Raw genomic sequence first — 24,507 nt, 5'->3', positions numbered from 1 at the left:
ATAGAGAGGCTTCGAATTTATGCAGCGTTATTTTCTTCCGCCCGGTCAATTTCAGCCGGGCTCCGATACGGTGACGATCGAGGGCGACGATGCGCACCATTTGCAGCGTGTTATGAGGGCCGAGATCGGGGACAAGGTCATTTGCAGCAACGGCAAGGACCGCGAGGCGATCGTCCGCATCACTGCGCTGGATAAGGCGGCGGTGACCGCGGAAGTGGTGGAAGAGCTGCCGATGGACGCCGAGCCGGCCGTTGAGGTATGGGTCGCGCAGAGCTTGCCGAAAGGCGACAAGATGGAGACGGTTATTCAAAAAGGGACCGAGATCGGGGCAGCCCGGTTTCTTCCTTTTTTATCGGAGCGCACGGTTGTCCAGTACGACGCCAAAAAAGAAGCCAAGCGCACCGAGCGCTGGCAAAAAATCGCCAAGGAAGCGGCCGAGCAGGCGCACCGCAACCGCGTGCCGGAGGTGGAGGCGGTGCTGAGCTGGAAGCAGCTGCTGCAGTGCGCCCGGGAAGCGGATGCCGCCTGGATCTGCTACGAAAAAGAGGACGGGCAGCAATTGAAGCCTGCGCTGCAGGAAGCCGCCTCGTCCGGCAAGCTTGCCCCGGGCAAGCGGGTGCTGCTTGCGGTAGGTCCCGAGGGCGGATTTACGGAGCAGGAGATCCGACAGGCCGAAGAGGCGGGATTCCGTTCCGTGTCGCTCGGATCGCGCATTTTACGGACGGAGACCGCGGCAATGGTAGGTCTTGCGTGTCTTTTCTATGAAACCGGAGAGATGGGAGGATAAGCATCATGGCAACAGTAGCGTTTCATACATTGGGATGTAAAGTAAATTTCTATGATACGGAGGCCATATGGCAGCTGTTCAAAAACGAAGGCTATGAGCAGGTCGATTTCGAACAAACGGCCGATGTCTACGTCATCAATACATGTACGGTCACCAATACGGGCGACAAAAAAAGCCGGCAGATGATCCGGAGGGCGATTCGCCGCAACCCGGAAGCGATCGTCGCGGTAACGGGCTGCTACGCGCAGACGTCCCCCGCCGAAATTATGGCGATCCCGGGCGTAGACATGGTCATCGGCACCCAGGACCGGGATAAAATTATCCCGCTGGTCAAGCAGTTTGAGGGGGAGCGCATGCCGATTAACGCGGTGCGCAACATTATGAAAACACGCCAGTTCGAGGAACTGGACGTGCCGGATTTTGCAGACCGCACGCGGGCTTTTTTGAAAATCCAGGAAGGCTGCAACAATTTCTGCACCTTTTGCATTATCCCGTGGTCGCGCGGCCTGATGCGCAGCCGTGAACCGCAGAGCGTAATCCAGCAGGCGAGAACGCTGGTCGAGGCGGGCTACAAAGAAATCGTACTGACCGGCATCCATACCGGCGGCTACGGCGAAGATATCGAGGATTACAGTCTCGCGAAGCTGCTGTGGGATCTCGACAAAGTGGACGGTCTGAAACGCATCCGCATCAGCTCCATCGAAGCCAGCCAAATCACCGACGAAGTGATCGAGGTGCTGCAGGCGTCCGACAAAATGTGCCGCCATCTGCACATTCCGCTGCAAGCCGGCGACGATCAGGTGCTCGCACGGATGCGCAGAAAATATACGACGGCCGAATTCGCCGGCAAAATCGAACGGCTCCATGCGATCATGCCGGACGTAGCCATCACAACGGACGTCATCGTCGGCTTCCCGGGGGAAACCGAAGAAATGTTCCGTAACGGTTACAAGTTCATGGAGCAGATGCAATTTTCGGAAATGCACGTATTTCCGTATTCCAAGCGAACAGGCACGCCTGCCGCGCGGATGGAAGATCAGATCGACGAAGAAATCAAAAATGCGCGCGTGCACGAGCTGATCGATCTTTCGGAGAAAATGCAGCTTGCCTACGCGCAAAAATTCGTCGGCCAAGTGCTGGAAGTCATTCCCGAGCGTTCCTATAAAGGAGCTCCCGACAGCGGCTTGCTGATGGGGTACTCCGACAACTATTTGAACCTCGTTTTTGAAGGGGCCGACAGCCTGATCGGAGAAGTGTGCCGCGTTCAAGTTGCCGAAGCCGGAGTCAACGAAAGCAAAGGACGGATCGTCCGCCTGGCCGAGCATGCGCAGGCAGTGAGTTTGTAAAGGGCTGACCTTTCAGCGGCGAAAGCCGCCGGAGGGTCAGCCTTCTCGCGAAAAAACGATGCCAAAAGCATCGTTCCAACCGGCGCACCGGGCCAGAACGCGCGCAAAGATGCGCAGCATTGTTACGGCAGGCATGGGCCCGAGCCGGAGCCGGAGCGCCATGTGCAGCGGTGTGAAACATCGTTGGAGCAGGGGCTGGGTCGGCTCGTCGCCTCCCCAATAACGATATGAAACATCGTTAAAGCAGGGGACCGAGTAGGGGCGGCCATGTGTAGCGGTGCAAAACATCGTTGCAGCAAGAGCACGGACAGCCCGTTTCCGTGCAGCGCTTCATAGCATACCGCAGAGCCGGACCTTCGCTTGACGCTGCAAAGAAACGTCTGCAAAAATTGCCGGCTAAGATGCCGCTGGCCATGCGGGTAGTGGTTGACCGACTGTCGTCATGCAGCGCAACACCGTGTGGTGGGAGCTGTGCGCGGCGCACAGAAAACCTGCAAAAGTGCATCTTTTTACCGTCGGATGCCCTGGTTTCGGAATATTCCTGCAAAAATGCAGGTTTTTTTGCGGATTTGCAGGCTCTGGCTCCTCGTGACCGGAAATTCCTGCACAATCGCAGGCTTTTCAGCGAAACGAGCCGTTTCCGTCGAAAAAGCCTGCACTTTTGCAGTTTTACGTGCCGGCAAGAAGAAACTTGCCGGCTAAGACATTGCTTGCCACGCGCGCAGTGGTTGACCAACCGTCGTCATGCAGCGCAACACCGTGTGCTGGGACCTGTGCGCGGCGCACAGAAAACCTGCAAAAGTGCATCTTTTTACCGTCGGATGCCCTGGTTTCGGAATATTCCTGCAAAAATGCAGGTTTTTTTGCGGATTTGCAGGCTCTGGCTCCTCGTGACCGGAAATTCCTGCACAATCGCAGGCTTTTCAGCGAAACGAGCCGTTTCCGTCGAAAAAGCCTGCACTTTTGCAGTTTTACGTGCCGGCAAGAAGAAACTTGCCGGCTAAGACATTGCTTGCCACGCGCGCAGTGGTTGACCAACCGTCGTCATGCAGCGCAACACCGTGTGCTGGGAGCTGTGCGCGGCGCACAGAAAACCTGCAAAAGTGCATCTTTTTACCGTCGGATGCCCCGGTTTCGGATTATTCCTGCAAATCTGCAGGCTTTTTTGCGGATTTGCAGGCTCTGGCTCCTCGTGACCGGAAATTCCTGCACAATCGCAGGCTTTTCAGCGAAACGAGCTGCTTCCGTCGAAAAAGCCTGCACTTTTGCAGTTTTAAGTGCCGGCAAGAAGAAACTTGCCGGCTAAGACATTGCTTGCCACGCGCGGAGTGGTTGACCGACCGTCGTCATGCAGCGCAACACCGTGTGCTGGGACCTGTGCGCGGCGCACAGAAAACCTGCAAAAGTGCATCTTTTTACCGTCGGATGCCCTGGTTTCGGAATATTCCTGCAAAAATGCAGGTTTTTTTGCGGATTTGCAGGCTCTGGCTCCTCGTGACCGGAAATTCCTGCACAATCGCAGGCTTTTCAGCGAAACGAGCCGTTTCCATCGAAAAAGCCTGCACTTTTGCAGGTTTTGTCGGCTGGCAAGAAGAAACTTGCCGGCTAAGACATTGCTTGCCACGCGCGCAGTGTTCAACCGACCGCTGTCATGCTGCGCAACACCGCGCGCAGCTCCCAAGCAAGCGGTGTTGCATTCGCTGGTGCAAGCTGGTCCGCTAATGGCCGCGCGGTTTTGGGACGGCCCGCGGCGGGTGACATGCGCAGCGCACGGCGGCTTACAGCAAGAACTACAACGCCGTGGGCTTTCGTTCCATAACAGCAGGGAAGCGCGGGGGCGGGGCTGTATGCGGTTCAAGAGGCGCGGTCCGCTCACCGATACGCAATTTCCGCGAAAAGACGCCTCATCCCTGCTTGCAAAGTGATTGTGGAGGCGTCTTTCATCCATTTTGGGGCCCGGCTCATTTGCTGACGTTTTTAGGCGGTCGGTCGACTACATGCACGCGGTCCCTTTTTACGCATAAAATTCTCAAGTTCACACTGGAGGTTAAATGATGAAAGAAATATCGGCTGGCGGAGTCGTATACCGCAGGCAGGACGGCAAGCTGCACGTCCAAATGATTCAGGACAGGTACGGTAAAATTACTTTGGCCAAAGGCAAAATGGAGCCGGGCGAAACGGTCGAGCAGACGGCGCTAAGGGAGATTTTGGAGGAAACAGGAATACATGGTAGAATCGTCGAACCGGTTGAAGTGATCGCGTATCAGTACACGAATGCGAAAGCGGAAACCATCGATAAGGAAGTCCACTATTATCTCGTGGAAGCGGTAGACGGGGCGCTGCAGGCGCAAGTCGAAGAAATCAGAGGCGTCGAGTGGCTGGCGCCTGAAGAAGCCTGGCGGCAGCAGCTTGAGTCCGGCTACGAGAACAATAATAGCGTACTGGGCGAAGCTTTGCGGAAATTGGGGTTCGATGTGAAGTAAAAGCAGCCGGAAGCCGGACCCGGCGCGAGCTGCGGCCCGGCGGTTACGGCCGGGCTTCGAGGCGCCGCCAAATGCTAAGATAGCAAAACGGCAGCGCGATCAGCGAGCTTACGACGTTGAACACCGTCTGAGCGCGGGCGATTTGCACGGATTCGCTGCCGGCCAGCCAGGCGGATAGGCTGACGAGCTGGTGAATAAACGGATAAAACAGCACGGCGCCGCCGATGTTAAGGATCAGATGCGACCAGGCGACGAACCGGCCGGCGCGGGAGCCGCTTATCCCGGCGATGAGCGCGGTCGCGCAAGTGCCGACGTTCGCCCCGATCGTGATCGCTACGCCGAGCTCGACGGGGATGCTCTGGATGGAGGCGAGCCCCATCGCCATCGCAATGACCGCCGCGCTGCTGTGGACCAGCGCGGTGACTGCTGCGCCTGCGAGGACGCCCCAGAGCAGGCTTTGCTTCGCTTGGTCGACGAACCAAGCGAACAGGCCTCGGGACTGCAGCGCAGGCCCGATCGTTTGCATGATCTCGATGCCGAGCAGCACGAGAGCAAAGCCCGCCGCCGCCAGCGCGCCGTAGCGCACGCTGCGCAGCAGCCCGCGGGCGCCCGGCGGAGCCGCGCCGCGGGCCATATCAAGGCCGCGCACCGCAGGGGGCAGCGGCCCGGCCAGCCAGCTCGCGAGCCAGACGCCTGCGCTCGCGTACAGCATCGGCAGGCCGAGGCCGCCGATGCTGAGCCCGATCAGCTCGGTCGTCAGGCACGTGCCGATGTTCGTGCCGAGAATGATGCCGAGCGTTCGCGAGAAGGACAGCACGCCGGCGTTGACCAGGCCGATGGAGATGACGGTAATCGCGGTGCTGCTCTGAAGCGCCGCGGTTAACGCCGTACCGGCCGCGAGGCCGTGCAGCGGCGTCCGCGTGAACCGCTCCAGCCACAGCTGGAGGCTGGCGCCGGCCCAGTGGTGAAGCGCGGTTTCCATCAGCTTCATCCCGAACAAAAACATCGCCAAACCCGTAAGAACAGGCAGTACAATCGAAGACATCATAAGCGGAGAGCTCCTTCGCACTAACTTGTATTCGTTATCAACCAATATATGTGGCCGTACAGACAAGCATGACAAGCTGGGCACTGGAGAGCGGTTTCACGCAAAGGAAGGCATATCAACTTATGGCAGCCGTAATTTTACAAAAGAAACGCAAGTTCCGTTTGGAGCAGGGACACCCTTGGGTGTACCGCAGCGAAATCGAGCGCGTGGACGGAGAAGTAGAGCCGGGTGCGCTAGTGGCGGTTCATAATCACCTGGGCCAATACTTGGGAACGGGCTATTACAACGAAGCATCGCAAATTACAGTGCGGATCGTCTCTTATCAGCCGCTGGAGGCTTTGACCACGGAGGTGTTCACAGAGCGGATTGCACAGTGCCTGCAGCATCGCAAACGCTTTTTGGGCGAGACGGAGTCGTACCGGTTGGTATATGGAGAGGCCGATTTTCTCCCGGGGCTCATTGTCGACAAATTTGCCGACGTGCTGGTCGTGCAATTGCTGACTTTGGGCATGGACCGCTGCCGCGCGCAAATCGTGGAGGCGCTTGTTCGGGTAATGAGCCCTGCGGGCATTTACGAGCGCAGCGATGTGGCGGTTCGCGAGCTGGAAGGCTTGCAGCAAACCAAAGGAGTTCTTTACGGCGAGTGTCCGAGGCATGTGGATATTTTGGAAAACGGACTCCGCATCCGGGTGGACATTGAGGAAGGGCAAAAGACGGGCTATTTTTTCGATCAAAGAGAAAATCGCGCGTCCCTTGCATCGCTGATGACAGGCTGGGGCTATCGCAGCGGCATCGTTTTGCAGGATGTGGAAGAAGACGGCGTCAGCCGCAAGCGGCCTGTGAACGCCAACGGCAAAATCGTCTCTTTCCCTTACTGGGACGGCGCGACGGTGCTCGAATGCTTCTCGCATACGGGCAGCTTTACTTTAAACGCCTGCAAATACGGCGCTAAAAAAGTAACCTGCCTCGACATATCCGAACATGCCATCGAAAGCGCCAGAACGAACGTGCAGTTGAACGGGTTCGAAGAGCGCGTCGAATTTGTCGTCGCCGATGCGTTTGACTATTTGCGCCAGCAGGTCAAAGGCTTGGACGAACGCAAAGCGCGGGCATCCGCGAACACGGCCCAGTCCAAAATCGACACGTCGAAGCCGGTTAGCGGTGGACGCACGTGGGATGTCGTCATTCTCGACCCGCCGGCCTTCGCCAAAACGAAAAGCGCCGTCGAAGGCGCCTGCCGCGGATACAAGGATATTAATTTGCACGGCATGAAGCTTGTGAACGAAGGGGGCTACCTGGTCACGGCGAGCTGCTCGTATCATATGCGTCCCGAGCTGTTTCTGGAGACGATTCACGCGGCGGCTGCGGATGCGGGCAAAATTCTCCGGCTCGTCGAGTTTCGCGGAGCCGGAATGGACCACCCTCGTATTCTTGGCGTAGATGAGGGTCATTATTTGAAATTCGCTATTTTCGAAGTGCGCAGCAAATAGGGGGCTATCTATCCCTATCGCCGCCCAATTCGGACCTTTCGCGTTTTTTACACCGATAACATCTCCACCACCTCATCCATAATGCTCGTTCTCCCTTGAGGCGTCCAGCTCATAATAAACCAGTTCGGTATAAATTTCACTTTCTCATGGGCAGCGGTATCCATGCGCCATGCCGGACTGCGCCGCATTTTATCCAGAGTGTTCTCCACCTCCGCATGATCGCTGAACCGCCGGATCCATAGGTGATCGGTATCAAGCGGAGGGACGTCCTGCGGGTACAGCTCCAGCCTCATTTTATTCGTGGGCGCTCCGGCCCCGGGCGTCAATTTCAACTCCCTGTAAAGCAGTTCGTTTAACGGATGGTTAACCGTCCCCTGCAGCATGACATGGTCGTGCATAATTTGCAGGACGGTGACTCGCTGCTTATTTTTTAACAACGACAAATGTTTGCTTGCCGCCTCCACCTTACTCTCCAGCTTTTTCAACACAAGCTGCGCTTCGGCTTCCCTTCCTACGACCTCGGCTATTTGCAAATAAGGCTTTTGCCACTCCAAATAAAAATCGACGATGACCGTTGGTGCAATTTGTTTGAATCGTTCGTGAAAGTCGCGGTGCGAATAATCCCCCAGGATGAGATCGGGGCGGGCAAGCCGCAATTCCTCGAATTGGGACTGCAAGCGGCGCTGATAATCTTCCGGATCGATGCCCGGATGCTTGTAGCAATCGACCATGGCCACGGGCGTAATCCCCAACGATATGAGGCTGTGATGATAATCGAACCTTGATGCGACGGCGATTCGCATGCATTCGCGCTTCATGTACAGCGTAGGCGAAAGGCCCGACGCTTTTTTGAAAACGCGGCTGAAATAGTATTCGTTTGCATACCCCAGCGCCGCGGCTACCTCTTTGACGGAAGCCCCGTCATGAAGCCGGCTTTTGGCGTGTTCGATCCGGATTTGGTTTAGAAAGTCCATGGGCGACATTCCGGTTGCTTTTTTAAAGCTTCGCCAGTAAGCCCCTGGGCTTAGACTGGCAATGGCGGCCAGCGAGTCACGCGTAATTTTTTGCTGAAAATGCTCCTGCATAAACGCGATGCTCCGCTGCAGGCCGTTGTCTCCGCTTGCTGCCGCCGCCTGCTGCCGGGCGTCATCGTCGATCAAAGCGAGAAGTTCCTGCAGCCGCAGATCCTTGGTTGCGTCGACGGAGCGATTTCCGAGCGCGTAGAGCCCTTCTATTTTTACTTGCACAGCCTCCGTGCCGCGCAGGGGAATTGCGCCTTTTTCCAATGAAGCGGGATATAGTTCCGTGTCGGCGCCGGTCCAGTGGCCGTCTGCTTCCATCATGGTAACGGATCGAAAGCCTATCGCGTAATAACGAATGCCAGCGGGCCCGGCGGATGCCTGCACCTTACTTCCCGGCGGGATGAAGTACAGGGACGCGGGTTCGGCTTTAAAAGAAGCTTTTTCTATCGTGAGGGTGCCCGAGCCGTTGATCACCCAGATGAGAACGGCTTCGCGGGAGCCGGCGAAATTCAGGAGCGACTGTTTCTTTTGTCTCCGTTTGCGAATGAAAGCGAGCAGGTGAACGGTGTGCTGCCGGGATAATGTCGTGGTCATGTTGGAATGCTCCTTCGATAAGTTGTAAAGCTACAATCAGATAAGAAAAAGGGTACAGAGAGATATGGACGGCCAGACCGGCATATAATATCCTTTTAATGATAACAATTCTCATTAACAATGAAAAGGAGGAATGAGTGCCCGGGCATCGCAGAAAGGCACAACATCCAAGCAAGCTGTTCGACATTTTAAGCAAACACAAGGGAGAGAGAGAAGAAATGAATTGGTATGCAAGCAAGCAATCCTGGACCGTCATGTCCATCGTTTTATGTTTCATGATCGTAATAAGCGGATGCGCATCCGGCGCCAAGTCAACTTCCGGGTCGACGTCAGAGCCGGCGTCCGGGGCAGCCGCAACGCCGGCAGGAACGGCCGCAGCAGCGGATAAGGCGGCGGATGCGCCGTATAAAGTGACGCACGCCATGGGTGAAACGACGATCAAGGGTACGCCTAAACGGGTTGTCGTATTGACCAACGAAGGAATGGAAGCCGTCATATCGCTCGGCATCAAGCCGGTGGGAATTGTGAAGGCGTGGGGGATGGACCCCGTTTATCAGCATCTGACGAAAGAGTTCGAAGGCATCCCGATTCTCGGCGATGAAAACCAGCCGAATTTGGAGCAAATAGCCGCTCTGAAGCCGGATTTGATTTTGGGCAATAAATTCCGTCAAGAAAAAGTATATCCGCAGCTCAGCGCTATCGCACCGACCGTATTCTCCGAGCGCATTCACGGCGATTGGCAGATCAATTACAAGATTTATGCTGAAGCGTTGAACAAGAAAGCGGAAGGCGAGAAAAAGTTCGCCGAGTTCGATGCCCGCGTACAGGACCTCAAACAGAAGTTGGGCGACAAAATCAATACGAAAGTTTCACTCGTGCGTTTTAATCCGGGCGGAGTCGTGCGCATTTATTATAATGACACATTTGCCGGCACTTTGCTCAAAAAAGTAGGATTGCAGCGCCCCGAGGTTCAAAATAAAGACAAGTTTTCGGACGATGTAGGCAAAGAGCGCATTCCGGATATGGATGGCGACGTTCTCTTCTATTTCACTTACGACAATGAAAAAGGCGAAGCGGCCAAAAGCGAGCAGGAATGGCAAAACGATCCGCTTTGGAAAAACTTGAATGTCGTGAAAAACAATAACGTTCATAAAGTGTACGACGGAATTTGGAATTCATCAGGCGGCATTATTTCGGCGAATTTAGTGCTGGACGATTTGGCGAAATATGTAGCGAAAAAATAAACCGCAAATAAATGAAAAGCCTGCTTCTTGGATTTGGAAAATCTGGGTGGCAGGCTTATTTCTATTTGGAAAGAAGGCGCGAAATTAGTCATTGCTGCCCGCCGTGAGGACCGTTTGAAAGCTTTGGCCCAATCCCTGCCGGATGCCGAAACTACTTCAAAGGATCCTCAGATCCAAGAATGGCTGAAGAATACGGCGCGTACAGAAGGCATGGGGTTGCGTTCAAGCGATATTGCCGATGCCGTGGCTTACGCCATCAACACGTCTGACACGGTAGCGGTAAACGAAATCTTAATCCGTCCGACCAAACAAGCAGTATAATATAAATCGACTCAACATGCTAAAAATAGCCTTGGCCGACTAACAGCCAAGGCTATTTGCATATGAGCGAATCGGAGCCGATTCACGAGTAGTGACCGATCATCGCCGGGTTCGGATTGTCCCCGCCGGCTGCCATCGGTTTTGTTTGCGTAGGAGTTGACATAGGTTCCTGCTTTCCGCTCATCGAGCTTTATATGGAGACTTTCTCGTACAAATACGCAGGCAATGCCTGCACGAACGGCGACCAATCGCCCGTCGTGTAAAGATGAAGCCGGTGCATGGCCCGCGTACACGCCGTATAAAGAAGCTTGCGCTCGTTGTTCCGGCCGTAAGCTGCGGACGAAGCATCATAGACCAAGACTGCATCGAACTCGATACCTTTGGCGAGATACACGGGAATGACCATCACTCCTTTTTCAAAGCCTGACGTCCCCTTCGTAATGAGCTGCAGAGCTTCACTTCCATGAATCCGTAACGATTCATAAGCCTCACGGCTTTCGGCCGCGGTCTTCGTAATGACGGCGATGGAATCGAAGCCCTCGGCTCTGAGCGCCGCAATGTCTGCCACAATTTGCGCATCACGCTTCTCCCCGCTGTCCGGTCTCGTGAGAAGTGGTTTTGGGCCGCGCCTTTCAAACGGTGCAATTTCTTCCCCGCCTGGAAGCATCGATTTCGTAAATTCAACGATCTCCCTGGTTGAACGATAACTGCGTACCAGGCGGACAAGGCTTGTATCGGCTTCGCCGAAAAGGCGGACAAGCGGCGAATCGGCTGCGTCCAGACTTGTGGCCTGCATGAAGATAGCCTGCCCGAAATCGCCGAGCACTGTCATCCGGGCACGGGGGAACAGCTTTTTTAAATATTCATATTGAAACATCGAGTAATCCTGGCCCTCATCAACGAAAACATACCGGATTTCCGTGTTCGTCCGGACGCCTTCGATCAGTTCTTTTACATACAAATAGGGAGTCGCATCCTCGTAGAATAACTCGTTCCGGAGCAGCGCTTCCTTGGTTTGCCTGCATATTTCAGGCCACAGCGGGGGGATGACGGCCCCATTCGTTTTCTCCCGATAAGCGGTATCGCCCTCAAACAATTGGCCATATATGCCTTTGATATCTACAAACGAGAGTTTCTTCACGATTTTCCTTAGCGGTTTGAAACTTTCTTTCACGATCCTGCGGCGGAGCAGATCTTCCTCCTTTTGGGCGAAGTCAAAGTCGCCTTCATCTTCGCGGCGCTTGTTGTTCATTTTCTCGCGAACTACAGCGTAATGTTCCGCAACGTCGAATACTTCCTTCTCTTTATGCAGCATTCCGTAGACTTCCGTGTACTGCTCGGTGTCGAGATAATTCAACTCTTCCTCTACCCAAAGCGCGTCCCGTTCCATGCGTTCCAGCGAGGCCAGTTCATTCAGCAGCCATTCTTGCAAGAGAACGATACGATTGAACAACGGCAGTGAACGGTCATAACCGTAAAATTTCGCTCTCATTCGCTCCGCGGTAATCAAATCGCGTTCCCGAAACCGAATAGCGTTGAATCGCATGCCTTCCCGTCCCAGCCACATTCCATAGTTTTGCAGAGCTTGCAGGAAAGCTTCGGAAGCTTTATATTCGATCCCCTGAAGACGAGCCTCATATCCCGGCGCTCCTTGTGCGGTCAGTACGTATTCGATCTGATCAAAGGGATCCTCCGGCCGTAACGAGGAACTCAACCAATAATCGAGATATTCTTGAAAAGTCGTCTGCTGCATATTTTCTTCACCGAGCTCCGGAAGGACAGTGGAGATATAACCGGCAAACATCGGATTCGGTGAGAAAAGAACGATCTGATCGGCCTTGATCGTCTGGCGGTGTTTGTACAGAAGGTACGCCACCCGCTGCAATGCCGCGGAAGTCTTACCGCTGCCGGCAGCCCCCTGTACGATAAGCATCCGGTTTTTGTCATTGCGGATGATGGCGTTTTGCTCCTTCTGGATAGTTGCCACGATACTCTTCATTTGCGAGTCCGCACCTTTGCCGAGCACTTGCTGCAGGATTTCGTCTCCGATCGTTTCGCTTGCGTCAAACATGTTGCGGATTTGCCCGTTTTGAATCTGAAACTGCCGCTTGAGCTCCATCGTTCCTTCGATTCGTCCGGCCGGCGTGACATAAGACGCCGGGCCGGGGGAGAAGTCGTAGTACATGCTCGCGATTGGCGTTCGCCAGTCATAGATCAGAAAGCTCAACCCGTCTTCGTCGACGAAGGAAGATACGCCGATATAAATCTGCTCGCTGAGGCCCAGGCCATCCTCTTGAAAGTCGAGGCGTCCGAAATAAGGAGAAGGGAGCAGACGGTTCATGCTTTTCCATTGCTGTGTCAACAGTTTGTGGCCGCGTTCCCGTTCGGCCAATAACGCGGACTGCTGGTTAATCGTGTAAAAGGTCTCTTCGAAATCTTCGAATGTGCTTGTGTTAATCGTAACTTCTTCCCAAAACCGCTTGCGAAAGTCCGCAGCCTGATTCCGCAGTCCGACAACCTCCGGCTCCAGTTCGGCGATTCTCGCCTGCAGCTTGTTCCTGACCCGTTCCAATCGCTCCTGTTCCTGCTGCCAATCCTTCGCTTCCATATCCGAACACACTCCTTTTTCCGTTTTTTTGGGGATGAAAAAGAGCATTGACAAATCAAAGTTCCAGATGTATAATTAAATTGGGAATAAAATTGGATACACTGATTATTTAAATTTGTCAATACCGCTAATGATTATATCATAGCGTTATTTTTCGTTCAATATATTTTTTCGCCCTCCGACAGGGCTGAATACTGACCCGGATTGCGGGGCAGTTTTAACAAACCACCGCGGAGTTAAGCTGCCAGAAGATGACCCTTGAATTCATCAAGGGTCATCTTTTTTTACGTCCACCCGCTCCATCATCTGCCACGCCTCTATTTCGGTCAAAGTGTGATAGAATAGAAAAATAGGCTGGAGAAAAGGAGACCTTTCATGACGATAAGATTCGTGATAGGCCGGGCCGGGAGCGGCAAAAGCGAACGCTGTCTGGCCGAGCTGAAGCAGCGTCTGGCGGCCGAACCGGAGGGACCGCCGCTGATTCTGCTCGTCCCGGAGCAAGCGACCTTTCAAGCGGAGCATGCGCTTGTGTCCGATCCGCAGATCGGCGGCATGATCCGTGCGCAGGTGCTGAGCTTTCACCGCCTGGCCTGGCGCGTGATGCAGGAGGAAGGCGGCACGGCAAGGCTGCCGATTGACGATACCGGCAAAAAACTGCTTTTGACGAGCATTTTACATACATGCAAGGAACAGCTTCGCCTGTTCGGCCATGCGGCCGGGCAGATGGGATTTGTCGACAGGCTCAACCAACTGTTTACGGAGTTCAAACGGTACTGCGTGACGGCGGGGCAGCTTGACGAACATGAGCGCAATCATATGGCTGGAATCGGAGCAAGCGGCCTTCTCCGCGAGAAGCTGCACGATATCCGGCTGGTGTACCGGGAGTTCGAGTCGTCGCTGGCACGGCAGTATTTGGACGGAGAAGACTATTTGACCCTGCTGGCGGAGCAAATTCCGAATTCCGCTTATTTGCGGTCGGCCTCGATCTGGATCGACGGCTTTCACGGTTTTACGCCGCAGGAGTTCGCCGTGCTTGGCGGGCTTTTTGCAAGCTGCAAAGATGTGACGATCACGCTCTGCCTCGACCGCGCCCTGGCGGCGGAAGACAGGCCTGACGAGCTGGATCTGTTTCATCCGACGGCAAAAACGATGGTGCGCCTGCAGCAAATGATCTGGGAGCTGGGGCTTGGCCCTGCGGAAGTTTTGTGCCTATCGCCGGACAGCTCGCCGCGCTTCAAGGATAGTCCTGCGCTCAGTCATCTGGAACGTATGTTCGATGGTCGTATCGGCGGGCTGGCGCAGCGTTACAAGCCAAGCGGAGACGAGAAGCTGAGCGATCAGCTCGTCGTGCAGGAAGCCGTTCACCGCCGGGCGGAGGTGGAGGGGGCGGTGCGCGACATGCTGCGGCTCGTGCGCGAGCAGGGGGTGCGCTGGCGTGAAATCGCCATTATGGTGCGCAACATGGAGGGGTATCAGGATTTGCTCAAGTCGGTGCTGTCCGACTATGAAATCCCTCATTTTTTTGACCAAAAGCGCGCCGTGCTGCATCACCCGCTAGTGGAATTTATCCGCTCGGCTATGGAGGTCGTGCAGCATAACTGGCACTATGACGCAGTTTTCCGCCTGATCAAAACGGATCTGCTGCTCCCCGCCGATGCTGCATCCGACCGTCCTCTCATGGACAAGCTGGAAAACTACGTGCTGGCCTTCGGCATTCAAGGCTACCGCTGGACGGACGGCAAGCCGTGGACGTTCAAGCTGCGCGCCAATTTGGAGCAGGCAGAAGACGCGATTCAGTCAGACGCTGTTGAGTTGGAGCGGTTGAACGCGGCCAGGGAAATCGTCGTCAAGCCGCTGCTTGCTTTCGCCAAGCGTTTGCATCAGGCGAAGACGGTCAAAGCGCAGGTTGAGGCGCTCTATATGCTGCTGGAAAGCGTCGATGCGCCCCAAAAGCTCGAGGCATGGGGGGAGGCCTCCCTTCATGGGGGCAAGCCGGAAAAAGCGCGCGAGCACGGACAAATGTGGAACAGCGTCATGGACATGCTCGACCAATTGGTCGAGACGATGGGGGACGATGCGGTGTCCGCGGAGCTTTTTGCCGAGCTGTTGGAGACAGGGATGGAAAGCATGAAGCTCGGCCTCGTGCCGCCGTCCATGGATCAGCTGCTGGTCGGCAGCATGGACCGGACGCGCTCAAGCGGCATCCGCTACGCTTACATACTGGGTGTGAACGACGGCGTCATTCCGGCGCAGATGGATGAAAAAGGCGTGCTGACCGAAGCGGAGCGCGAGGCGCTGACGGAATCGGGCCTGCCGATGGCCGACGGCAGCAGGCGCAAGCTGCTGGATGAGCAGTTTATTATTTACACGTCGCTGACCGTGCCCGGCAAAAGATTATGGCTCAGCTATCCGCTGGCCGACGAGGAAGGGAAATCGCTGCTGCCCTCGGAGCTGATCAAGCAATTGCGCCAGCTGTTCCCGGGGACCGAGCAGCCGCTTCTGCTCGCCGAACCGGCGGCGGAAGCGCCGGAAAGCGAGCAGGCTGCCTACATCGCCCATCCAAGCCAGGCGATTTCCTATTTGGCCGTCCGCATGAAGCATTGGATGCTCGGCGGCCGCATGGCCGATCTCTGGTGGCAGACTTACAATTGGTATGCCGACCGGCCGGACTGGCGGATGAAGCTGCAAGCGATCGTCGGCGCGCTGCAATATACGAACAAAGAGGCGGACTTAAGCGCGCGAACGAGCCAGCGCCTGTACGGCCAACATTTGCGCGCAAGCGTCTCGCGGATGGAGCGGTATGTCGCGTGCCCGTTCTCCCATTTCTTGTCTCACGGCTTACGGCTGCAGGAAAGGCGGGTATACAGGCTGGATGCACCGGACATCGGCCAATTGTTCCACGCTGCCCTGAATCAGTTCGTCCGCAATCTTCAGCAGGACCAATTGTCCTGGGGCGAGCTTTCGGCGGAGGCATGCATGGAGCGTTCCGCGCAGGTCGTCGACGAGCTGGCGCCGAGGCTGCAGGGGGAAATACTGCTGAGCTCCAGCCGTTACGCCTACATTGCGCGTAAGCTGAAGCAGGTGGTCGGACGGGCTGCGGTCGTGCTCGGCGAACATGCCAAACGCGGTCAATTCCAGCCACTCGGCCTGGAAATCGACTTCGGACCGGGCAAAGAGCTGCCGGCGCTGACCTTTCAGCTCGACAACGGCTGCACGATGGAAATTATCGGACGCATCGACCGCGTCGACAAAGCCGACGGCGAACAGGGCGTGCTGCTGCGCGTTATCGACTACAAATCAAGCCAGACTTCGCTGCAGCTCTCCGAGGTGTACTACGGTCTTTCTCTGCAAATGCTCACCTATCTGGATGTCATCCTGACGCACGCCGAGCAGTGGCTGGGCATTCCGGCGAAGCCGGCGGGCGTGCTGTACTTTCATGTACATAACCCGATGCTGCAGCAAAAAAATGCGCTTGCACCGAGCGAAGTCGAACAGGAGCTGCGCAAGCGGTTTAAAATGAAAGGCCTGATCACCGCCGACGCCGCCGTCGCGGGTCTGATGGACGATCAGCTCGTCCAGGCGGCAGGCCACTCCCAGCTCATTCCGGTGGCGATCAAAAAGGACGGCACCTTCTATTCCAGCTCTTCGGTAGCGACGGATGCCCAGTGGGACACGCTGCGCAGCTATGTGCGCAAGCAGGTGAAGCGAATCGGTACCGGCATTACCGACGGGCATGTCGATATCGCGCCTTACCGGCTGGGCAAAAAAACGGCTTGCCAGCATTGCTCGTACCGTTCCGTCTGCCAGTTCGACCCGCTGTTTGAAGGCAATGAAATGCAAATATGGAGACAGCGCGGAAAAGATCAGCTTTGGTCCGAATTGGAGCAGGGTGCCCGCACGGCCGCGTCCGGGGCCGCGGAAAGGAGCGCAGCAAATTGAACCGACACCAACAACCAAAGCCGGCGGGCAGCACCTGGACGGACGACCAATGGGATGCGATTACGCTCGGCGGCCGGCATATGCTCGTCGCTGCTGCGGCCGGCTCCGGCAAAACGGCGGTGCTCGTCGAGCGGATCATTCGCCGGATCTCCAGCGAATGGGAGCCGATCGATGTCGACCGCCTGCTCGTCGCGACGTTCACCAAAGCGGCGGCAGCGGAAATGAAGCACCGCATCCGCGACGCGCTGGAGAAAGAGCTGACGAAGCAGCCGAACTCGCAGCATTTGCGCAAGCAGCTCGCCCTGATGGGGCGCGCGTCCATTACGACGCTGCATTCTTTTTGTCTGGAAGTGGTGCAGCGCTACTTCAGTCTGATTCGTTTGGACCCGGGGTTTCGGATCGCCAACGAGACGGAAGCGGAATTGCTAAGACAGGATCTGCTCGGCGAGATGCTGGAACAGTATTACGCCGCGAGCGGAGAAGCCAGCGCCTTCTGGCGGCTGGTCGATTCGTTCAGCGGCGAGCGCAGCGACGACGCGATCATGCAGCTTGTGCAGAAGCTGTATGACGTGTCGCGCAGCCACCCGTGGCCGGAATACTGGCTGCGGGCGACGGCCTCGATGTTCGGGCCGCCCGCTCCCGCAGTCGGCGAGGCAGCGGATGCGGGAGCGCCCGGGATGGAGGCGCTGCGCGAGGCGGCCGCCGCCCTGGCGCCGGCGGATATGTCGGTCTGGGAGCGGGCTTTGGTCCGCGACCTGTCGCTGGAGCTGGAAGGCGCAGCGGATTTGCTGCGCCAGGCGCAGGAACTGGCCGAGCTGCCCGGCGGTCCGGCGCCTTATTTGGACAATTTGCGGGAAGACCTGCTGCTTGTGCACAATTTGCTGGAAACGACGTCCTATCCGTGGTCCGTTCTGTACCAGGGCTTCCAAACGGTTGAATTCGGGAAGCTGAAGGCGTGCAAGGGCGACGATTACGACAAAGAGCTGCAGGAAGAAGTGAAAGAGCTCCGCAACCGGGCCAAAGAGCAGATCGGCAAAATCAAAGAGGAGCTGTTCGGCCGAACGCCCGAACAGTTTACGCAGGAAATCGCCGAGCTGGCTCCTGTACTGCATACGCTGGTCGATCTTGTGAAGGACTTCGGGCAGCGCTACCGGCAGGCGAAAGCGGAAAAAGGCTTGATCGATTTTGCCGACCTGGAGCATTACTGCCTGCAAATTTTAATTGCGCCGGGCTCACCGCCGGGCGAACTGATTCCGTCCGAAGCGGCGCTGGCCTACCGCAAACAATTTGCGGAGGTGCTGCTCGACGAGTATCAGGATACGAACCGGGTGCAGGAGGCGATCGTGACGCTGATCTCGAACTCCGCGCCGGGAAACCGCTTTATGGTCGGCGATGTGAAGCAAAGCATATATAAATTTCGATTGGCCGAGCCGGAGCTGTTTCTTGAGAAATACAAAGCTTACCGCTCCAAGCGCGAGCAGGCGGAACAGGCCGGAGGAACGGCGGAAGGCGGACGCATCGATCTGGCGCGCAATTTTCGCAGCCGGGTGGAAGTTGTCGACGCCGTCAATTTTTTGTTCAAGCAGGTGATGAACGAAAAAGTCGGGGAGATCGAATACGACACGAGAGCGGAGCTCGTATACGGCGCGGGTTATCCGCCCCCGGCCTCGGACTGCTCGGTCGAGCTGCTGGTCGTCGATCGCTCCTCGGACAGCCGGGCTGCGGGCGAGGCCGATGACAGCGGGGAGCCGGACGATGCGGACGGCATGGAGCCGGAAAACGGCGGCGATGGCAGCGCCGCTTTCGCCGATCCCGTGCTGGAGGCGCAGGAGATGGAAACGGCGCAGCTGGAAGCGCGGGCTATTGCCGCACGTATTCGCGAGATCCTGGGCGACGGCGGGAAGAGCGAGCCGTTTCGCGTATTCGACAAGCGCACAGGCGGCACACGTCCGGCGACATACAGGGATATCGTCATTTTGCTGCGGGCGACCCAGCAATGGTCGCCGGTTCTGATCGACGAGCTCAAGCAGCAGGGCATTCCCGCTTATGCGGAGCTGAGCACCGGCTACTTTTCGGCTACCGAGGTCGAGGTGATGATTTCACTGCTGAAAATCATCGACAACCCTTACCAGGACGTGCCGCTGGCGGCGGTGCTGCGCTCTCCGGTCGGGCAATTGACCGCCGACGAGCTGGCACAGGTCCGCATCACGGACAAATCGCTGCCGTTTTATGAAGCGCTGCTCCAGTTTGCTGGCGAAAGCGGACATGCACCGGAACAGAGCCCGCCGGATGCGGAGCTGCTCGGCCGGCTGAACCTGTTTACGGAGCGGCTTGAGCAGTGGCGAAACGATGCCCGCCAAGGCTCGCTCGCCGACTTGATCTGGAACATTTACCGCCAGACCGGATATTACGATTTTGCGGGCGGCCTGCCCGGCGGCTTGCAGCGCCAGGCGAACCTCCGCGCGCTGTACGACCGGGCAAGGCAATACGAAAGTACGTCCCTGCGCGGGTTGTTCCGCTTCCTCCGGTTCATCGAACGGATGAAGGACAGTGGAGGCGATCTCGGCACGGCGCGCGCGCTCGGCGAGCAGGAAGACGTCGTCCGGATCATGTCGATTCATAAAAGCAAAGGGCTGGAATTCCCGGTCGTTTTCGTTGCTGGAATGGCGAAAATGTTCAACCAGCGCGATTTGAACGACGCCTTCCTGCTTCACAAGGAGCTTGGCTTCGGGCCGCGCTTTGTCGATACGGCGCTTCGCGTCAGCTATCCGACGCTGCCGCAGCTGGCGATCAAAAGGCGCATGAAGCTGGAGCTTTTGGCTGAGGAAATGCGCGTGCTGTACGTAGCGCTTACGCGGGCCAGAGAAAAGCTGTATTTGCTCGGCACGGTGAAGTCGCTGGAGAAACAGCTGCGCAGCTGGGGGAGGCATTTGTCCAGGACGCAGTGGTATTTGCCCGATTTTGAATTAGCCAAAGCCAAAAGCTACCTCGACTGGGTCGGACCAGCCGTGCTGCGCCATCCGGACGCGGCTCCGTGGCGGGAGCGGATCGGGATGAACGACAGCTCGCCGGAGGTGCGCCTGCTGCAAGATCCGTCCGTGTGGAAAGTGACCGTCCTGACGCCGGAAACGCTGCAAGCCGTCCTGACGGACGAGCAGGCCTCGCTGCTCCCGGATGCGGAGCGGTGGGCAGAAGTCCGCGGCATGGAACCTGTTCCCGCTTCCGGCAAATGGGCGGATTGGCTGGGGGCAAGGCTTTCATGGTCATACGCGCATGCGGAGGCGCCGAAGCTTTACGCCAAGACGACGGTATCCGAGATGAAGCGGTTGTCCGATACGGGCCGCCTGGAAGGCGAAGGCGAGCTGCCGGCCGCTCCGGAGCAGCCGCAGGCTGTGATTTGGCGCAGACCGCGTTTTATGGAAGAGAAGAAGCTGACCGCTGCGGAGAAAGGGACTGTTGTGCATGCGGTTATGCAAAACATTTCGCTGGCCGAAATGCCGACCGAGGCGAGCATTCGCCAGACGCTTGAAGAGATGCTGCGCAAGCAAACGCTGACCGTGCAGCAAACCGGTGTTGTGGATATTCCGGTTATTTTGAAGTTTTTCCACAGCGATATCGGCCGCCGCATGGTGAAGGCTGCGCATGTCCTGCGCGAGGTGCCGTTCAGCTTCGGCCTGCCCGCAGGCGATGTTTATGGAGAGACGGAGCATTCCACATCTGGGGAAACTGTGCTCATACAAGGGGTCATCGACTGCTTGTTCGAGGATGAAGAGGGGTTGGTACTGGTCGATTTCAAAACGGATGCGGTAAAAGGCAGCTCCCCGGACGAGCTTCGCACGCGTTATGAGACGCAGATCAGCCTGTATACCCGCGCAGTTGAACATATTTGGAAACGTCCGGTGGCCGGCAAATATTTATATTTTTTTGACGGTTCGCTGCTGCTGGACATGTAAAGAAAGGAGCTGAATGATGCGTATTTTGCATACCGGAGATTGGCATTTCGGCAGGACGCTGGAAGGCCGCAGCCGCATGGAGGAGCAGGAAGCTTTTATGGACGAGCTGGTGCGGATCGTGCGCGATCAGCAGATCGATCTGGTGCTGGTGGCCGGCGATATATACGATTCCGTCAATCCGCCGGCCGCAGCGGAGCAGCTGTTTTATGAAGGAATCGCCAGGCTTGCTGACGGAGGAGCGCGGCATGTGGCGGTCATTGCCGGCAATCACGACCACCCGGACCGTCTGGCGGCTTCCGCTCCGCTTGCGGCCAAGCAGTCCATAACGCTGGTCGGTCTGCCCGTGCCGGACATTCAAACAGTCGGCATTGCCCGCACCGGCGAGCTGGCCAAGCTGGTCATGCTCCCTTACCCTTCCGAATCCAGGCTTAAAGAGATGCTATCGTTTGAGGCGGAGGAGGAAGCGCTGCGCAGCAAATATTCGGAACGGGTCGGCGCTTTAATCCGCCGGCAAGCGGCGTCGTTTGCGCCGGATACGGTCAATTTGATCATGAGCCACGTGTACGTGCTGGGCGGACAGGAGACGGAATCGGAGCGTCCGATCCAGGTCGGCGGCGCATATACCGTCGATACGGCCGCATTGACGGCGGGCGCGCAGTACGTCGCGTTAGGCCATCTTCACCGCCCGCAAAATGTGAAGGCCGCATCGCCGATCCGCTACTGCGGCTCGCCGATGGCGTACAGCTTCTCGGAAGCGGGTCAAGCCAAATCGGTCACTGTGCTGGACCTGGCTCCGGGACAGGCGGCCGAGCCGCAGGAAATTTATTTGATCTCCGGGCGGCCGCTCGTCGGCTGGAAAGCGAAGCAGGGCATCCGGCAGGTGTATGAGTGGTTGGACGAAGGCCGGGATGCCGGGGCCTGGATCGACCTGGAAATTACGATGACGGAAGCGATGTCCATGGAGCAAATTCAGTCGCTGCGCAAAGCGTGCGACGGTTTCATCCACATTCGCCCGATCTATCCGGAAATCGAAACCGCCAGAGCGTCTGTTCCGCAGGACGCCCTTTCGATGGAAGAACAGTTTGCCCGGTTCTATGCCCGGCAAACCGGCGGCGCGCAGCCGGAGCCTGAGCTGGTCAGGCTGTTTTTGGAGCTGCTGCAGGAAACCGATTCGGCGGAAGAATCCGCTTAAGCGCGCATAGGAGGAAATGATTTATGCGACCGATACAATTGCAAATGTCCGGGCTGCAAAGCTACAGGGAGCTGCAGACGATCGATTTCAGCCGGCTGTGCGACGCCGGTGTGTTCGGCATATTCGGCCCGACAGGCAGCGGCAAATCGTCGATTCTCGACGCGATTACACTGTCGCTGTACGGAAAAGTCGAACGGGCGAGCGGAGGCACGCAAGCGATCATGAATCATGCGGAGCAGACGCTTTTCGTCTCGTTCACGTTTGAGCTGACGAACGCTGCGGGGACGCAGCGCTACAAAGTGGAGCGGCAATTCAAGCGCGGCTCGGAGCTGTCGATCAACGGGACGGTCAGCCGGCTGCTGCAAATGAATGGCGATGAAACGATCGTTCTGGCGGATAAAGCCGGTGAAGTCAATCAGCGGGTGCAGGCCATTTTGGGGCTGTCGATGCAGGATTTCACGAGAGCAGTCGTGCTCCCGCAAGGCAAGTTCGCGGAGTTTTTGACGCTCACGGGCAAGGACCGCAGGCAGATGCTGCAGCGGCTGTTTCATTTGGAGCAGTACGGCGATCGGTTGAGCGGAAAAGTGAGTTCCAGACTGAAGGAAACGGACGTCTCGGTCAAACAGCTTGCGGCCGAGCAGCAGGGGCTTGGCGAGGCGTCGGAGCAGGCGCTGGCGGAAGCCGAGTCCCGGCTGCGGGAGGCGGAGCAGGAGGCCGAGCGGGGCAAATTGCTTTTGCAGCGGCAGGAAGCCATATACGAAGAGTGCAAGCAGTTGTTTCAGTGGCAGGAGGAACAAAAAAAGCTGGAGCAAGAAGCCGCCCGGCTGCAGCAGGACGAGGCCCGCATAGCGGAAAAAGAGACACTGCTCCGGCAGGCTGAGCAGGCCGAACGCGTTCGCCCTTTTTTGGAGCAGCATGGCGCTGCTTCCGGGGAAGTTCAAGCAACGGCCGCTCAGCTTCAGCAGGCGCAATCCGCGCAATTAGCCGCGGACGGGACGTTCCGGCTGGCCGAAGAGGCGTTCGAACAGGCGCAGCAGGAGCTTGCCGCAAGCGAAGGTCCTTTGCTGCTGCGTTTGGATCAGCTTCAGCAAGCGCTCGTTTTGCAGCAGGAGCTTGAGCTGCTGCAGGCGCAGCAGCGGGAAGCGGCCGCAGGCGAGGCTGCGGCTTTGGAGCAGTACCACGGCATTCAGACGGAACTGCACAAAAATGCCGAAACGAAAGAGCGGGCGCTCCAGAAACAGGCGGAGCTCAAAGAGCAGCTGAAGCGCACGGAGACGAGCGTGTCGGTCAGGCAGCAGCTGCAAACCGCCGCCCACGAAAAGAAATCGATCGAAATGCTGGAGGCGCAAAAGCTCGGGCAGGAGAAGGAGCGGGAGCTAAAAGCCGCTGCTTTGAAATCGTTGGAGCAAAGCAGCCTGGACTTGTCGGCGAAGCGCCGGACGGCAGCGGATAGACTGCTCGATTTGTTGGAATCGGCAGCCGCAACCATTAGCTGCGTTCAGCAGGATGAGGAGCGGCTGAGCAGCCTCGCGCCTCTGCTGTCCGCTGAAGCGGAGCGGTGCAGGCTGGCATGGCTGCGCCGGGAGCGGCAGGCGTTGGCGGCCCAATTGGCCGGCCAGCTTGCGGACGGAGAAGCGTGTCCCGTCTGCGGCTCGACGCATCATCCGGCGCCGCTGGACGCTGCGCATGCGGATGATGCCGGAAGCGGTGAGGAAGCATTCAACAGGCTGCAGAACATGCTGCAGAAGACGAAGGAAATGCAGTTCGCGAACAGACAGCGGCTGAAGCGGGTTTCGGCAATACATACGCAAGTGCTTGAATATAGTGAGCGGGTACTGCCGGATTCCGGGGAAGCGGCGCGGCTGGAGGCCGCTCCCGCGCTGACTGCGGCGGACGAGCGGCCGCAGATGAGCCCGGAAGCTATCGATGGGCTTTGGAGTGCGCTGCACGCTTCGGAAGCGTCTGTTCAGCAGCAAATCGAAGGGCTGGAGCGCGGCTGGGTAAATGTGCAAAAAGAGCTGCAGCAGTTGGAGCAGCAGCAGGCGCAGATGGAAGCGCAGCAGCAGGCGGCCTCGGCTGCACTGAGCGAGGCTGAGAGCAAACTGGCTGCGGCGGTGCATATACTGCAGCAGCACGCAGACGCTTGGCGATCGCGCTTCGCCGAGCTTGCCTGGGAGCACGTCGACCGGCAGCTCGAGGAGCTGCTGGAGAAGGAACGGCTCGCGGACGAGCTGCGCGGCCGCATCGAGAAGAGCATCCCGTTTCTCGACGGGCTGCTCGCGCGCATGAACGAACTCCAGCAGGACGCGCTGGAGTTCGACAAAACCGCCCTGCAGCTGCGCGAGCGGCTGCAGGGGCTGGCGCAGCTCGCCGCCGACAAGGAGCGGCAGCTCGCCCAGCGCGCGCCCGGCGGCGCCGTGCCGCAGCTCATCGCGGAGGCGAGCGCCGCGCTGGAGCGGCTGCGGCTGCGCGCGCAGCAG

At 57.5% G+C, this 24,507-nt stretch carries 14 protein-coding genes; 11 read left to right on the top strand and 3 right to left on the bottom strand.

What is annotated here, in order from left to right; all coding sequences use genetic code 11:
- Window positions 1-19 precede the first annotated feature (19 nt).
- The 4 genes from AC6RNO_RS25340 (at window position 20) to AC6RNO_RS25325 (ending at window position 4,616) form a co-directional block, all read left to right on the top strand.
- The gene (locus AC6RNO_RS25340; protein ID WP_497107166.1) at window positions 20-787 is read left to right on the top strand and encodes a 16S rRNA (uracil(1498)-N(3))-methyltransferase; all 768 of its coding nucleotides are present in this window, start codon (window positions 20-22) and stop codon (window positions 785-787) included.
- A 5-nt stretch (window positions 788-792) separates the two neighbouring features.
- On the top strand, window positions 793-2,133 hold the full coding sequence (mtaB, locus tag AC6RNO_RS25335; RefSeq protein WP_488435517.1) for a tRNA (N(6)-L-threonylcarbamoyladenosine(37)-C(2))-methylthiotransferase MtaB: 1,341 nt from the start codon (window positions 793-795) through the stop codon (window positions 2,131-2,133).
- Between the two features lie 290 nt (window positions 2,134-2,423).
- Complete coding sequence (locus AC6RNO_RS25330) at window positions 2,424-3,137, top strand: hypothetical protein (RefSeq protein WP_497107165.1); 714 nt, start codon at window positions 2,424-2,426, stop codon at window positions 3,135-3,137.
- 1,050 nt (window positions 3,138-4,187) lie between these two features.
- A complete protein-coding gene (locus AC6RNO_RS25325; protein WP_497107211.1) occupies window positions 4,188-4,616 on the top strand; it encodes an NUDIX domain-containing protein in 429 nt (142 codons plus the stop codon).
- 43 nt (window positions 4,617-4,659) lie between these two features.
- On the opposite strand, the gene AC6RNO_RS25320 is transcribed toward AC6RNO_RS25325, so the two are convergent.
- Window positions 4,660-5,730 carry a Na/Pi symporter gene (locus tag AC6RNO_RS25320; RefSeq protein ID WP_497107164.1) on the bottom strand — a complete coding sequence of 357 codons (1,071 nt, stop codon included), beginning with the start codon at window positions 5,728-5,730 and terminating at the stop codon, window positions 4,660-4,662.
- Between the two features lie 56 nt (window positions 5,731-5,786).
- Between AC6RNO_RS25320 and AC6RNO_RS25315 the strand changes: the two genes are divergently transcribed.
- Complete coding sequence (locus AC6RNO_RS25315) at window positions 5,787-7,154, top strand: methyltransferase domain-containing protein (protein ID WP_497107163.1); 1,368 nt, start codon at window positions 5,787-5,789, stop codon at window positions 7,152-7,154.
- Window positions 7,155-7,201: 47 nt separating this feature from the next.
- On the opposite strand, the gene AC6RNO_RS25310 is transcribed toward AC6RNO_RS25315, so the two are convergent.
- The gene (locus AC6RNO_RS25310; protein WP_497107162.1) at window positions 7,202-8,770 is read right to left on the bottom strand and encodes a helix-turn-helix domain-containing protein; all 1,569 of its coding nucleotides are present in this window, start codon (window positions 8,768-8,770) and stop codon (window positions 7,202-7,204) included.
- Between the two features lie 218 nt (window positions 8,771-8,988).
- Here AC6RNO_RS25310 and AC6RNO_RS25305 point away from each other — a divergent pair, with 218 nt between their 5' ends.
- Complete coding sequence (locus tag AC6RNO_RS25305) at window positions 8,989-10,014, top strand: ABC transporter substrate-binding protein (RefSeq protein ID WP_497107161.1); 1,026 nt, start codon at window positions 8,989-8,991, stop codon at window positions 10,012-10,014.
- A gap of 27 nt (window positions 10,015-10,041) precedes the next feature.
- A complete protein-coding gene (locus tag AC6RNO_RS25300) occupies window positions 10,042-10,335 on the top strand; it encodes a hypothetical protein (RefSeq protein WP_474683451.1) in 294 nt (97 codons plus the stop codon).
- Between the two features lie 190 nt (window positions 10,336-10,525).
- Here the strand turns inward: AC6RNO_RS25300 and helD are convergent, their stop codons facing one another.
- Entirely contained in the window at window positions 10,526-12,943 is a 2,418-nt protein-coding gene (helD, locus tag AC6RNO_RS25295; protein ID WP_497107160.1) for an RNA polymerase recycling motor HelD, read from the bottom strand.
- 375 nt (window positions 12,944-13,318) lie between these two features.
- Here helD and addB point away from each other — a divergent pair, with 375 nt between their 5' ends.
- The 4 genes from addB to AC6RNO_RS25275 form a co-directional block, all read left to right on the top strand.
- Window positions 13,319-16,882 carry a helicase-exonuclease AddAB subunit AddB gene (gene addB / locus AC6RNO_RS25290; protein WP_497107159.1) on the top strand — a complete coding sequence of 1,188 codons (3,564 nt, stop codon included), beginning with the start codon at window positions 13,319-13,321 and terminating at the stop codon, window positions 16,880-16,882.
- Window positions 16,879-20,835: a helicase-exonuclease AddAB subunit AddA gene (gene addA, locus AC6RNO_RS25285; RefSeq protein ID WP_497107158.1), complete on the top strand. Its 3,957-nt coding sequence runs from the start codon at window positions 16,879-16,881 to the stop codon at window positions 20,833-20,835. Before addB ends, addA begins: the two co-directional genes overlap by 4 nt.
- Before the next feature lie 16 nt (window positions 20,836-20,851).
- Entirely contained in the window at window positions 20,852-22,027 is a 1,176-nt protein-coding gene (locus AC6RNO_RS25280; protein ID WP_488435562.1) for an exonuclease SbcCD subunit D, read from the top strand.
- Between the two features lie 23 nt (window positions 22,028-22,050).
- A partial coding sequence (locus AC6RNO_RS25275; RefSeq protein ID WP_497107157.1) for an AAA family ATPase occupies window positions 22,051-24,507 on the top strand: 2,457 nt, incomplete at its 3' end.

It is taken from the genome of Paenibacillus sp. sgz302190 (assembly GCF_059820445.1).
The sequence above is the reverse complement of the archived record's forward strand: the minus strand, read 5'-3'. Positions and strand labels throughout refer to the sequence as shown.

What these genes read in the sequence shown, in the direction of transcription:
- addB (WP_497107159.1), top strand. Translation starts at nt 13,319, where the DNA reads ATGACGATAAGATTCGTGATAGGCCGGGCCGGGAGCGGCAAAAGCGAA.
- AC6RNO_RS25340 (WP_497107166.1), top strand. Translation starts at nt 20, where the DNA reads ATGCAGCGTTATTTTCTTCCGCCCGGTCAATTTCAGCCGGGCTCCGAT.
- AC6RNO_RS25280 (WP_488435562.1), top strand. Translation starts at nt 20,852, where the DNA reads ATGCGTATTTTGCATACCGGAGATTGGCATTTCGGCAGGACGCTGGAA.
- mtaB (WP_488435517.1), top strand. Translation starts at nt 793, where the DNA reads ATGGCAACAGTAGCGTTTCATACATTGGGATGTAAAGTAAATTTCTAT.
- AC6RNO_RS25310 (WP_497107162.1), bottom strand. Translation starts at nt 8,770, where the DNA reads ATGACCACGACATTATCCCGGCAGCACACCGTTCACCTGCTCGCTTTC.
- AC6RNO_RS25315 (WP_497107163.1), top strand. Translation starts at nt 5,787, where the DNA reads ATGGCAGCCGTAATTTTACAAAAGAAACGCAAGTTCCGTTTGGAGCAG.
- AC6RNO_RS25325 (WP_497107211.1), top strand. Translation starts at nt 4,188, where the DNA reads ATGAAAGAAATATCGGCTGGCGGAGTCGTATACCGCAGGCAGGACGGC.
- helD (WP_497107160.1), bottom strand. Translation starts at nt 12,943, where the DNA reads ATGGAAGCGAAGGATTGGCAGCAGGAACAGGAGCGATTGGAACGGGTC.
- AC6RNO_RS25305 (WP_497107161.1), top strand. Translation starts at nt 8,989, where the DNA reads ATGAATTGGTATGCAAGCAAGCAATCCTGGACCGTCATGTCCATCGTT.